Genomic DNA, 11,999 nt, shown 5'->3' with positions numbered 1-11,999 from the left:
AGGGCCGCGGGGGGCCCCGCGGCGGTACGGTGAGGGCGTTATGCCACCCACTCTCGCCGCGCTCGTGCAGCACTCCGCACTCCGGTTGTCCGTGCTCGCGGGGCACGACCGGCTGGACACCCCCGTGCGCTGGGCGCACGCCAGCGAGCTGGCCGACCCGACGCCGTATCTGGACGGCGGGGAACTCCTGCTGATCACCGCCCTGAAACTCGACGCCGAGGATCCAGAGGCGATGCGCGGCTACGTGCGGCTGCTCGCCGGGCGGGGCGTCGTGGGGCTGGGCTTCGCGGCCGGGGTCAACTACGAGAAGGTGCCCGATGCCCTGGTCGAGGCGGCGCGCGACGCGGACATGCCGCTGCTGGAGGTGCCACGGCGCACCCCGTTCATCGCGATCAGCAAGTTCGTCTCCGCGGCCATCGCCGCCGACCAGTACCAGGCGGTCACCGCGGGCTTCGACGCACAGCGCGACCTGACCACCGCGGCGCTCTCCCAGGAGGGCCCCACCGCGCTCCTCGGGCGGCTCGCCACCCACGTCGACGGCTGGGCCGCGCTCTACGACGCGACGGGCGCCGTCGTCGCCACCGCGCCCGCGTGGGCGGCCCGCCGCGCCGCCCGGTACGCAGCGGACGCCGAACGGCTCCGCGACCGGCCGGCGCCCGCCAGCGCCGTGGTCAGCGAACCGGAGGCGGGCGACGACCGGGTGGAACTCCAGTCGGTCGGCACCGGGCGCCGCGCCAAGGCGGTGCTGGCCGTCGGCACCGCCGCCCCGCCCGGCACCGCCGAGCGTTACGCCGTGCACTCCGCGGTCGCGCTCCTCACCCTCACCACGGAACGCTCGCGCGCCCTCCAGGAGGCCGAGCAGCGACTCGGCGCGGCGGTGCTGCGCATGCTCCTCTCGGGCGAGGCCGGACATGCACGAGCCGTCGCCGGACGGCTCTACGGGAGCCTCCTTGACGCGCCGATGCGGGTCATCGTCGCCGAACCGGCGGCCGGGCCGGCGTCCCGGCGCCGGGCGGCGAACGCGCGCGCCGCAGCCGGGGGCGAGGCCGGGAGACCGGCGCCGCAGGCCATCACCCCGTCCGGTGCCCCGGTCGCCGGCATCGAAGCGGACCTGCCCGCCACCGCCCGCACCGGCGGGCCCGACGGCCTGGTCGCCGGCGCGCTGTCGGCACCGGAGAACGGCCTGCTCGACGACCTCGCCGACGCGATCGAGACCGCGGCGGCCCGCAGTGGCGAAGCCGTCCTGGTCGTGCCGGACGGCGAACGGTTGGTCGTCCTCGCCTCCGACGGGGGCGCCGCCGCCACCGCGTGCGCCCGCTACGCGGCCCGGGCCGCCGCAGACCGCGCCGAGCGGTTCGGCCGGGCCGACGCGGAGGGCGACCGCTGGGACGACCCCCCGGTCATCGGCGTCTCGGCGCCCGCCGGTCTCGCCGGTACCGGGGTCGCCCTCAAGCAGGCCGACCAGGCGCTGTCGGTGGCCCGCCGCCGCGGCTCGGTCCTGGTGGAGCACGAGGACGTGGCCGCCGGATCCGTGCTGCCGCTGCTCGCCGACGACGCCGTGCGGGCCTTCGCGGACGGCCTGCTGCGCAAGCTGTACGAACACGACGCCCACGGGCGGGGCGACCTGGTCGCATCGCTGCGCGCCTGGCTCTCCCGGCACGGCCAGTGGGACGCCGCGGCCGCCGACCTGGGCGTGCACCGCCACACCCTCCGCTACCGCATGCGCCGCGTCGAGGAGATCCTCGGCCGCTCACTCGACGACCCCGACGTGCGCATGGAGCTCTGGCTCGCGCTCAAGGTCACCGCCTGAGCGGGCGGCTACGCCGGGCACCGAACGCCCCGCGACCGCCGGGGGCCGGCCGCACCGCACCCGGTGTGACGTCCCCGGCCCGCGTGCGCGGTCGTCTCCCGACGCCGCCCGCAGCGAGCCCGCAATCCCGCGCCGCGCGCCACGCGCCAATACGGCGCACGGCCGTGCGCGATGTGGCCGCGTCGGACAATCACCCTCGCGGCGTCCTCCGCCTAACGTGTCGCTCAGAGCAAACGCACCATCCCCACCATTTCGGAAGGGCCGGGATTCACTGTGCCAGTCAAGGAAGCCGCCACCCACGCGTTCTGGCTCGCCGGCCGACAGGCCACCGGCGAGGAGACCTTCGACGTCGCCTCCCCCTGGGACGGCCGCCATGTCGGCACCGTGAGTGTCCCGACCGAGGCCCAGGTGGAGGAGGCCGTCGCCGCGGCCACCGCGGTCGCGGACGAGTTCGCCGCCACCCCGGCCCACGTGCGTGCCGCCGCTCTCGATCACATCTGCCGCCGCGTCACCGAGCGCGCCGACGAGATCGCCGATCTGATCACGGCCGAGAACGGCAAGCCGCTGCGCTGGGCCCGGGGCGAGGTCGGGCGTTGCATCTCCGTCTTCCGCTGGGCCGCCGAAGAGGCCCGGCGCTTCAACGGCGGTACCGCGCAGCGCCTCGACTCCGACGCGGGTGGGCAGGGCCGCCTCGGGCTGACCCGCCGCTTCCCGCGCGGCCCGGTCCTGGGCATCGCGCCGTTCAACTTCCCGCTGAACCTGTGCGCCCACAAGGTCGCCCCGGCCATCGCCGTCGGCACGCCGATCATCCTCAAGCCCGCCCCGGCCACGCCGCTGTCGGGTCTGCTCATCGGCGAACTGCTCGCCGAGACCGACCTGCCCGCCGGCTCCTGGAGCGTGCTTCCCGTTCCCAACGACCGGATGCCCGCCCTTGTGCAGGACGAGCGGCTGCCGGTCATCTCCTTCACCGGCTCCGGACCCGTCGGCTGGTCCCTTGTCGACGCCGTGCCGCGCAAGCACCTCACCCTCGAACTCGGCGGCCAGGGCGCGGCGCTCGTGCTGTCCGACTACTCCTCGGACGCCGACCTGGACCATGCCGCTCAGCGCATCGCGATGTTCTCCAACTACCAGGGTGGCCAGTCCTGCATCTCCGTGCAGCGCGTCATCGCCGACACCTCGGTGTACGACCGTCTGGTGCCGCGGGTCGTCGCGGCCGTCGAGGCGCAGGTGACCGGTGACCCGACCGACCCCGCCACCGAGGTCGGTCCGCAGATCAGCGAGGACGCCGCGAAGCGGATCGAGTCCTGGGTCGAGGAGGCCGTCACCGCCGGGGCCAAACTGCTCACCGGTGGCAAGCGCGACGGCGCCTCCTACGCACCGACCGTGCTGGAGGACGTCCCCCGGGACACCCAGATCGGCTGCGAGGAGGTCTTCGGCCCGGTCCTCACCCTCACCCGGGTCGACGGCGAGCGGGAGGCGTACGAGGCCGCCAACGACTCGATCTACGGCCTCCAGGCGGGCGTGTTCACGCACGACGTGCAGACGGCGTTCCGCGCGCACCGTGCGCTGGAGGTCGGCGGCGTGATCATCGGCGACGTGCCCTCCTACCGCGCGGACCAGATGCCGTACGGCGGGGCCAAGCAGTCCGGCGTGGGCCGCGAGGGCGTGCAGTACGCCATGGACGACTACACCTACGAGCGGGTCATGGTGCTCACCGGCCTGGAGCTCTGACGGCCGCAGCACCCCGAGAGGCGGGGCCGGGGGAACACTCCCGGCCCCGCCCTCGCTAGTGCTGCGCGGCACGCGGGAACAGCGCCGTGTACGCCTCGGTCGGCTCGCTCAGCCCCCGGGTGAAGGGGGAGTCGAAGTGCCAGACCAGGAAGATCAGGAAGACGACCAGCGCGCTGAACAGGCCCGCGAGCATCATCTCCCGCCGTGAGCGCTGGATCTGCAGTGCGAAGACCATCCCCACGGTCAGCGCCCCGCCGCCGATCAGCCCGCACCACACCACACCCGGCATGGTCGGCGCCGCCTGCGCCTCCCGCTGCACCCGGGCCGCGTCCACCACCGCGACCTGGTCGACGACCCCCTGGTACGCCTGCACTGCCTGCGTGCTCTCGGGACGCACGGCCTGCACGTCGCGGCGCAGTGCGCTCAGCAACCGGTCGCCGTGGGCGGTGAGTTCGCCCTGCGCCGTCATGTGCGTCCACTCGGGGCCGACGGTGTGGCGCACGTACGCCGCCACGTCCGCGCGAATCCGGCCGCGCTCGTCGGCGGGATAGACCTGAACGCGTTCGCGTATCTCGTGCAGCGCCTGCGCCTCCCGCTGCACGGTCTCGTCGGCCGCGTTGCGCGCCTCCCACACGCCGGCGATCGCCAGGCCCAGCACGATCGCGTACACCACCCCGATCATCATCGTCATGTACTCGATCACGTCCGGGGTCTCGGACGGGTCGTCCTCCTCGCCCGCCCGCCGCTGCCGGAGGAACGCCACGCCGATGACCGCCGCACACGCGACCACCAGGCAGACGAGCAGGATCAACCACTGCGACACCAAGGACTCCTAGCGGGAGGACGCGGACGAGCGGGGGCGGAGCGCGGCCGCGGCCAGCACGGCCGGCGCGATGATCAGCAGGGTGCGGGTCACCATCGACATATCCCCGGACGGCTCCTGGCGCGGCGCCGTCGCCCGGGCGGCCCCGGCGAGCGGCGGGTCAGGCGTACGACTCGGCTCCGGCGCGGGCGACGGGGGCGGTGTCGGTCTGGGAGGTGGGGGTGGCGGGGCCGTCGGCTCGGGCTCCCGCACCACCGGCTCCGGTTCCGGCACGGGTGCGGGCGGTGGCGGTGGCGGGGGAGCACACCCCGGCCCGGACACCCGCACCCGCACGCCGGGCGGTGCCGCGCCCGCCTCCACGCGGCTCCCGCAGCCGCCCACCGCGGGCGGCCGTACGGTCGTCCCCACGTCCACCCCTGGGCCGCGGACGTCCACCTCGACGCCCGCGGTGGGGTCGATGCGTACCCGCACCGACGGCACGGGCAGCGGGTCGGCTGAGGCGGTGGAGGGCGGCAGGGCGAGGGCGGCGACCGCGCACACCGCGGCAGCAGCCGTCTTCGGTATCCACGTCCACCTCGGTGTCGTCACATCGCACGAGCATGCGGAACGCGGCCGGGCGGCTGAAGAGGGCCGGGGCGAAGATCCCCCGAAGCGCTGAATCTGCCGTCCCCGGCGCATGATCCGGCGCGGTGCGGGCCAGCCGCGCCGGGCGTGGCGCGGCTGCCCGGCCCGTGCGGCCCGTCCACGGGGCCGTGTGCCGGGTGACAGGCTGTCCCGGTAGCGCTCACACGCGGGCGCGGCCCGTCCACGGTGCCCGGCCGCGCACGCCCCGGCGACGAAGGGATCGGCGATGTTCGTCTTCGCCCAGCTCAGCGACATCCACCTCGGCCACGACCGGGGCGACGCCGGCGCCCGCGCCCGGGAGCGCACCGAGCGGGTACTGGGCCACCTGGACGCGCTGCCCGGCGACCTCGACGCCGTCCTGGTCACCGGCGACCTGACCGATCACGGCACCGAGGAGGAGTACGCCGAGGCGGCCGGGCTGCTCGCCCGTTCCCGGCACGCACCGCTGCTGCACTGCCCCGGCAACCACGACGCCCGCGGGCCGTACCGCACGGCCCTGCTCGGCGGCGACCCGGCCGACGACGCGCCGGTGAATCAAATCCACCGGCTGCCCGGCGCGACCTTCCTGATGTGCGACTCCAGCATCCCCGGCCGCGGAGACGGCCACCTGGACGACGCCACCCTCGCCTGGCTCGACGCCGAACTGGCGGCCGGGCCGCACGACGTTCCGGCGTTCGTGTGCTTCCATCACCCGCCGGTGCCGCTGCACGGCCAGTACGTCGACCCGATCCGCCAGTTCGGGGAGGAACGTCTCGCCCTCGTCGTCGCCCGCCACGCGCACGTCGCCGCCCTGCTCTGCGGCCACACCCACACCCCGGCCGCCACCACCTTCGCCGATCTCCCGCTGATTGCTGCGCCGGGCGTCGTCTCCACCCTGCGGATGCCCTGGGAGGGCGATGCGGACGGGCCGGTCGACTACGCGCTGCCCCCGCTGCTCGCCTACCACGTCCACGACGGCGCGCGGCTGACCACCCACTTCCGCGTGGTGCCCTGAGCAGGCGCGCGTACCGGCGGGGGGCCGCAGAGGTGAGCCCGCTCGCGTGAGGGCTGGTAGGGATCGCCCGTTCCGGGTACATACGGTCGAGTAGCACCCGTCAGTAGTGCGAGAGTGCGAGGTGAGCACGCGTCATGACCGTTACGGAACGCGAAGCCCGGGAGGTCGCCGAGGCGGCGCGGGAGCAGGACTGGCGAAAGCCCAGCTTCGCCAAGGAACTCTTCCTGGGCCGATTCCGGCTCGACCTCATCCACCCGCATCCGGCGCCCGACCCCGAGTCCGTGCAGCGTGGCGAGGACTTCCTCACCAAGCTGCGCACATTCTGCGAGACCAGCATCGACGGCGCGCTCATCGAACGCGAGTCGCAGATCCCGGACGACGTGATCAACGGCCTCAAGGGGCTCGGCGCCCTCGGCATGAAGGTCGGCACCGAGTACGGGGGCCTCGGCCTGTCGCAGGTCTACTACAACAAGGCCCTCGCCCTGGCCAGCTCCGCCAGCCCGGCCGTCGGCGCGCTGCTCTCCGCGCACCAGTCGATCGGCGTGCCGCAGCCGCTGAAGCTGTTCGGCACGCAGGAGCAGAAGGACGCCTTCCTGCCGCGCTGCGCGACCACCGACATCTCCGCTTTCCTGCTCACCGAACCCGACGTCGGCTCCGACCCGGCCCGCCTCGCCACGACGGCCGTTCCCGACGGCGACCACTACGTGCTGGACGGCGTGAAGCTGTGGACCACCAACGGCGTCGTCGCCGACCTGCTGGTGGTGATGGCGCGGGTGCCGAAGTCCGACGGACACCCCGGCGGCATCAGCGCCTTCGTCGTCGAGGGCGACGCCGAGGGCATCACGGTGGAGAACCGCAACGCCTTCATGGGCCTGCGTGGCATCGAGAACGGCGTCACCCGCTTCCACCGGGTGCGCGTGCCGAAGGCCCATCTCATCGGCAAGGAGGGCGCCGGCCTCAAGATCGCGCTGACCACGCTCAACACCGGACGCCTCTCCCTCCCCGCGACCTGCGTGGGCGCCGGCAAGTGGTGCCTGAAGATCGCCCGCGAGTGGAGCGAGGCCCGGGTGCAGTGGGGCAAGCCGGTCGCCAAGCACGAGGCCGTCGGCGGCAAGATGGCGTTCATGGCCGCGACCACCTTCGCGCTGGAGGCGGTCGTCGACCTGTCCTCCCAGATGGCCGACGAGGACCGCAACGACATCCGCATCGAGGCCGCTCTCGCGAAGCTCTTCGGCAGCGAGATGGCCTGGCAGATGGCCGACGACCTGGTGCAGATCCGGGGCGGCCGCGGCTACGAGACCGCCGCCTCGCTCGCCGCCCGCGGCGAGAAGGGCATCCCCGCCGAGCAGCTGCTCCGCGACATGCGCATCAACCGGATCTTCGAGGGCTCCACGGAGATCATGCACCTGCTGATCGCGCGCGAGGCCGTCGACGCGCACCTCTCCGTCGCGGGCGAGCTGATCGACCCGGAGGCCACGTTCGCCGACAAGCGGAAGGCCGCCCTCGCGGCCGGCGGCTTCTACGCCCGCTGGCTGCCCAAGCTGGTCGCGGGCGCCGGCCAGCTGCCGAACGCCTACGCCGAGTTCGACAACCTCGCCCCGCACCTGCGGTACGTCGAGCGCACCGCCCGCAAGCTGGCGCGGTCCACGTTCTACGCCATGTCCCGCTGGCAGGGCCGGATGGAGACCAAGCAGAACTTCCTCGCCCGCATCGTCGACATCGGTGCCGAACTCTTCGCGATGAGCGCCACCTGTGTCCGCGCGGAGCAGATGCGCCGGGACGACGACAACGGCAAGGCCGCCCACCAGCTCGCGGACGCCTTCTGCCGCCAGTCGCGGGTCCGCGTCGAGGAGCTGTTCAGCCGCCTGTGGCACAACACCGACGACCTGGACCGGACCGTGGTCAAGGGCATCATGAACGGCTCCTACGCCTGGCTGGAGGAAGGTGTCCTCGACGCCTCCACCGACGGCGCCTGGATCGCGGACCAGACTCCCGGCCCGTCCACCAAGGAGAACGCCCACCGCCCCATCCGCTGACGTGGCCGCACACGGGTGCCGGAGGCGGGAGGGCCCGAACGGGCCCTCCCGCCGTCGCCGTGCTGGAGGCGCCGGCACCCGCAGGTGCGTCAGCCGAGTTCGGCGGCGACCAGGGAGGCGGTCTCGGCGACGAGCGGGTCGATCCGCTCCGCGTCCGGGGTGAAGCGGGTGGTCAGCACGGCCAGGACGATCGGCGGACGGCCGGGCGGCCACGTGAGGCCCACGTCGTTGTTGGTGCCGTACTCCCCGCCGCCGGTCTTGTCCGCGACGACCCAGCCGTCGGGCAGCCCGGCCCGGAACTTCGCGCCGCTGGTGGTGTTGCCCAGCAGCCACCCGGTGAGCCGGCGCCGGTCGGCGCGGTCGAGCGCGTCCCCGAGGGTGAGCCGCGCGTAGGTGCCCGCGACGGCGCGTGGCGTGGTGGTGTCCGTACGCCGCCAGGGCTCCGCCGAGTTCAGCTCCGGCTCCCACCGGTCGAGCCGGGTGACGCGGTCCCCGACGGAGCGGCAGAAGCGGGTGACGGCCCGCGGCCCGCCCAGTGCCCGCAGCAGCAGGTTGGCCGCGGCGTTGTCGCTGTACCGGATCGCCGCGTCGCACAACTCCTGGACCGTCATGCCGTGCGCGAGGTTCTCCGGCTTCCCGGTGACGGGGGCGTAGCCGGAGTCCGTGACGGTCTTCTCGTCGTAGCGCACGTGCCGGGCCAGAAACTCTCCGTGCCGGTCGAGGTCCCGCAGCACGGCTGCGACGGCGAGGGTCTTGAAGACCGAGCACATCGGGAACCGCTCCTGCGCCCGGTACCGCACGCTCCGGCCGGTGGCCGTGTCGTGGGCGAAGACGCCGAGCCGTGCGGCGTGCCGGTTCTCCAGCTCCGTGAGCCGCCGGACGAGCCGTTCCCCGCCGGCCGTCGCCGGTGCCGCGTGCGCGCTGCCGCCCAGCGGTGCCGCCGCGGCCACGAGCGCCCCGGCGCCCAGCGAGAGCGCGACGCGCCGTGACGCGTGCGCACCCGTACCCCTGACCTCCACGTGAACTCTCCCTCATCGAACCGAACGTCGTCTGTCTCCTCTGACACGCCCTCACCAGCCCGCCGGTTCCCTCACCGGCGGGTGCGCACGGATGACTTGACACTCACTATTACCTCAGAGAATAGTGCTGCACATGTCCACAGCCGCACACGTGCTGCTCGCCCTGCTGGCCGCCGGCCCGCAGCACGGCTACGACCTCAAGAAGGCGCACGACCAGCGCTTTCCGCAGGCGAAGCCGATCGCCTTCGGCCAGGTCTACGGCACGCTGAGCCGTCTCGAACGGGACGGACTCGTCCAGCAGGCCGGCCAGAGCCGCGACGGCGGCCCCGACCGCACCGAGTTCGCCCTCACCGCCGCCGGGCGGAAGAAGCTCACCGGCTGGCTCGCACACGTCGAGACGCCCGCGCCGTACATCAGCAGCGAACTGCTCGCCAAGGTCGTCGTCGCCCTGCTGGTCGCCGACACCGACGAGGCACGCGCCTACCTGTCCGCGCAGCGGCAGGCCCATGCCGCCCGCCTGCGCGAACTGACCGCCCTCAAGACCGACCCCGCGGCCCCGCTCGGCGACGTCGTCGCCGCGGACTTCGCCCTCGCCCACATCGACGCCGACCTGCGCTGGATGCAGACCACCCTGGAGCGCGTCGCCGACCTGTACCGAGAGGTCCACGCATGACCTTCCTGCTCGCCCGCGGGCTCGAGAAGTCCTACGGACGCACCCCCGCACTCCGGGGGGTGACCCTCGACATCGCGCACGGCGAGTTCGTCGCCGTCACCGGCCCCAGCGGCTGCGGCAAGTCCACGCTGCTGCACAGCCTCGCCGGCATCCTCGCGCCCGACGCGGGCGAGGTGCACTTCGACGGCCGGCGGCTGGACGACCTCACCGAGGACGTCCGCTCCCGGCTGCGCCGGACCGAGTTCGGCGTGCTCTTCCAGTTCGGCGGTCTCGTCGCCGAACTGACCGCAGCCGAGAACGTCGCGCTGCCCCTGCTGCTCGGCGGCCGGAGCCGCCGCGAGGCCCGGGCCACCGCCCTGACCTGGCTGGAACGCCTCGGTGTCGCCGATGTCGCCGACTCCCGGCCCGGTGAGATGTCCGGCGGCCAGCAGCAGCGCTGCGCGGCCGCCCGTGCGCTGGTCACCGAACCGCGTGTGCTGTTCGCCGACGAACCCACCGGCGCGCTGGACGCCCTGGCCGGGGAGCAACTCCTCGGCCTGCTCAGCCGCCTCACCCGGGAACAGGAGACCACCGTCGTGCTGGTCACCCACGAACCACGGGTCGCCGGCTACGCCGACCGCGAGATCGTGCTCCGTGACGGCGAGGTCGACTCCACGGGCCTCGGCGTCACCGGCTTCGAAACCGCGGCGACCCGCCTCGCCGCCGGGAACCGGGGTGCCGCGTGAGGGAACTGAAGCCCGCGGCCCTCCTCCGCCTCGCCCTCGCCGGCACCCGCACGGACACCCTGCGGGCGGCACTGACCGCTCTCGGCGCCGCCGTCGGCGGGCTCGCCGCGTTGTGTGCGGCGACCGTGCTGGCGATCGACCCGCCCGGACCGTTCGGCGCCGCCCAGCCGGGCTCGGCCCAGCACTACAGCAGCGCACTGCTCCGCCAGCCCGGCCTGCGGCCGGGCGTCGTCCTGGCTCTGCTGATGATGACCCTGCCGGTGCTGGCCCTTCTCGGCCAGTGCGCCCGCATCGGCGCGCCCGCACGCGACCGCCGGCTCGCCGCCGTACGTCTTGCCGGTGCCACGCCCCGCCAGGTGAGGGTGATCGCCGCGACGGAGACCGGCCTCTCCGCGCTGGTCGGCACGGTCGCCGGACTGGGTGCCTTTCTCGTCCTGCGCGCGGTGCTGCACGACCCCGGCCCCGACGGGCGGCTGCCGTTCCCCACGGACGTCCTGCCGTCTCCCCTGGCCTTCGGGGCGGTGGTTCTCGGCCTGCCCGGCCTCGCCGCCCTCACCGCCGTGGTGCTGCTCCGCCGGGCCGTCGTGAGTCCGCTGGGCGTGACCCGCCGGGCACGCCGGAGAGGCGCGCCGCGACCCTGGCCCGCGGCGCTGATCGCCCTCGGGCTCGCCCTGGCGACACTCGCCCAGTTCACGCCGCTGATCGCCCTTGACCGACCCGCTGGTCCACCGGTCGGCGTCGCTCTGTTCGCCCTGTTCGGCGGCGGGATCTGCTGCGTCCTGGGCGTGGTCCTGGGCGCGGGGTGGATCACCCACACGGCAGGGCGGGTGCTGCACCGCTACGCCCGCGGGCCCGCGGCGCTGGTCGCGTCGCGCCGCCTTCGGGAAGACCCATGGAGCGGCAGCCGGGCCTTCGCCGCCGTCCTCACCTGTGTGGTGGTCGGCGCGGTGGCCGCGGGCGTCCGGGAGCTGTTCGCGGCGCTCGTCGCCGCGCGGGCCGAGGTTCAGCGCCGTTCCGACATCCGGGCGGGACGGGAACCCACCGGACTGGGCGGCTCGGACGCGGACTTCTACCTGGGCACGATGGACCTCGTCCAGGTGGCCGTGCTGCTGTCCCTCGTCGTCGCGACACTCGGCCTGATCGCCGCCCTCGCGGAGGGCGTGGTCTCCCGGCGCGGTGCGCACGCCGCGCTGGCGGCCACGGGCGTGCCCCGGCGTGTGCTGCGGCGCGTGGTCGCCTGGCAGACCTTCGCCCCGCTCGTCCCGGCCACGGCGCTCGCCCTGACGGTGGGAACGCTCCTCGCCCGGGGCTACGGCCACGAGTACGAGGCCCTCGGCAGCAAGCCGTCCTTCCACGTGGTCCGCGAAGCGGCCGTGCCCTGGGCCGAACTGGGCCTGTACGGCGCGGTCACCCTGGCGCTCGCGGGGGGCGCGGTCGCCGTGGGGTGGGCGTTCCTGCGCAGCGGCACCTCCGTGGAGGACTTGCGCACCGGCTGACCGGGGGCCCGGCCCGGAGGGGCGACGGCGGGGTGGGGCACCGGAGGGGGGTGCCCCACCCCGCCGCT

At 74.3% G+C, this 11,999-nt stretch carries 10 protein-coding genes; 8 read left to right on the top strand and 2 right to left on the bottom strand.

Features of this window, described 5'->3' with window-relative positions; genetic code table 11:
• The first annotated feature begins 40 nt into the window (after positions 1–40).
• Together E4198_RS05365 and E4198_RS05360 are read left to right on the top strand one after the other, a co-directional pair.
• Positions 41–1,810 carry a PucR family transcriptional regulator gene (locus E4198_RS05365; RefSeq protein ID WP_136182160.1) on the top strand — a complete coding sequence of 590 codons (1,770 nt, stop codon included), beginning with the start codon at positions 41–43 and terminating at the stop codon, positions 1,808–1,810.
• Between the two features lie 273 nt (positions 1,811–2,083).
• Positions 2,084–3,541: an aldehyde dehydrogenase family protein gene (locus tag E4198_RS05360; RefSeq protein ID WP_136182159.1), complete on the top strand. Its 1,458-nt coding sequence runs from the start codon at positions 2,084–2,086 to the stop codon at positions 3,539–3,541.
• Between the two features lie 55 nt (positions 3,542–3,596).
• Here the strand turns inward: E4198_RS05360 and E4198_RS05355 are convergent, their stop codons facing one another.
• The gene (locus tag E4198_RS05355; protein ID WP_136182158.1) at positions 3,597–4,364 is read right to left on the bottom strand and encodes a DUF4239 domain-containing protein; all 768 of its coding nucleotides are present in this window, start codon (positions 4,362–4,364) and stop codon (positions 3,597–3,599) included.
• A gap of 82 nt (positions 4,365–4,446) precedes the next feature.
• On the opposite strand from E4198_RS05355, the gene E4198_RS24800 reads away from it, so the two are divergent.
• From E4198_RS24800 to E4198_RS05340, 3 genes are all read left to right on the top strand, one after another.
• On the top strand, positions 4,447–5,022 hold the full coding sequence (locus E4198_RS24800) for a hypothetical protein (protein WP_168711372.1): 576 nt from the start codon (positions 4,447–4,449) through the stop codon (positions 5,020–5,022).
• 192 nt (positions 5,023–5,214) lie between these two features.
• Positions 5,215–5,982, top strand: coding sequence for a metallophosphoesterase (locus E4198_RS05345; protein ID WP_136182156.1), 768 nt, complete (start codon positions 5,215–5,217; stop codon positions 5,980–5,982).
• Positions 5,983–6,116: 134 nt separating this feature from the next.
• Positions 6,117–8,018, top strand: a complete 1,902-nt coding sequence (locus E4198_RS05340; RefSeq protein ID WP_136182155.1) for an acyl-CoA dehydrogenase family protein — start codon at positions 6,117–6,119, stop codon at positions 8,016–8,018.
• Positions 8,019–8,107: 89 nt separating this feature from the next.
• Here the strand turns inward: E4198_RS05340 and bla are convergent, their stop codons facing one another.
• A complete protein-coding gene (gene bla, locus E4198_RS05335; protein WP_136182154.1) occupies positions 8,108–9,037 on the bottom strand; it encodes a class A beta-lactamase in 930 nt (309 codons plus the stop codon).
• 133 nt (positions 9,038–9,170) lie between these two features.
• Here bla and E4198_RS05330 point away from each other — a divergent pair, with 133 nt between their 5' ends.
• Genes E4198_RS05330 through E4198_RS05320 form a run of 3 tightly spaced genes read left to right on the top strand, consistent with a single transcriptional unit; the run spans position 9,171 to position 11,931 of the window.
• Positions 9,171–9,710 (top strand): PadR family transcriptional regulator, encoded by a 540-nt coding sequence (locus tag E4198_RS05330; RefSeq protein ID WP_136182153.1) that lies wholly within the window; start codon positions 9,171–9,173, stop codon positions 9,708–9,710.
• Positions 9,707–10,435: an ABC transporter ATP-binding protein gene (locus E4198_RS05325; RefSeq protein ID WP_136182152.1), complete on the top strand. Its 729-nt coding sequence runs from the start codon at positions 9,707–9,709 to the stop codon at positions 10,433–10,435. Before E4198_RS05330 ends, E4198_RS05325 begins: the two co-directional genes overlap by 4 nt.
• Positions 10,432–11,931: an ABC transporter permease gene (locus tag E4198_RS05320; RefSeq protein ID WP_210732782.1), complete on the top strand. Its 1,500-nt coding sequence runs from the start codon at positions 10,432–10,434 to the stop codon at positions 11,929–11,931. Before E4198_RS05325 ends, E4198_RS05320 begins: the two co-directional genes overlap by 4 nt.
• Positions 11,932–11,999: the final 68 nt, after the last annotated feature.

Source organism: Streptomyces sp. RKND-216, from assembly GCF_004795255.1.
Lineage (GTDB): Bacteria > Actinomycetota > Actinomycetes > Streptomycetales > Streptomycetaceae > Streptomyces > Streptomyces hazeniae.
This window is presented reverse-complemented; position numbering and strand designations above follow the sequence as displayed.

Excerpts from the sequence above, each read along its gene's own strand:
- E4198_RS05365 (WP_136182160.1), top strand. The coding sequence starts at position 41 with ATGCCACCCACTCTCGCCGCGCTCGTGCAGCACTCCGCACTCCGGTTG.
- E4198_RS05325 (WP_136182152.1), top strand. The coding sequence starts at position 9,707 with ATGACCTTCCTGCTCGCCCGCGGGCTCGAGAAGTCCTACGGACGCACC.
- E4198_RS05340 (WP_136182155.1), top strand. The coding sequence starts at position 6,117 with ATGACCGTTACGGAACGCGAAGCCCGGGAGGTCGCCGAGGCGGCGCGG.
- E4198_RS05345 (WP_136182156.1), top strand. The coding sequence starts at position 5,215 with ATGTTCGTCTTCGCCCAGCTCAGCGACATCCACCTCGGCCACGACCGG.
- E4198_RS05330 (WP_136182153.1), top strand. The coding sequence starts at position 9,171 with ATGTCCACAGCCGCACACGTGCTGCTCGCCCTGCTGGCCGCCGGCCCG.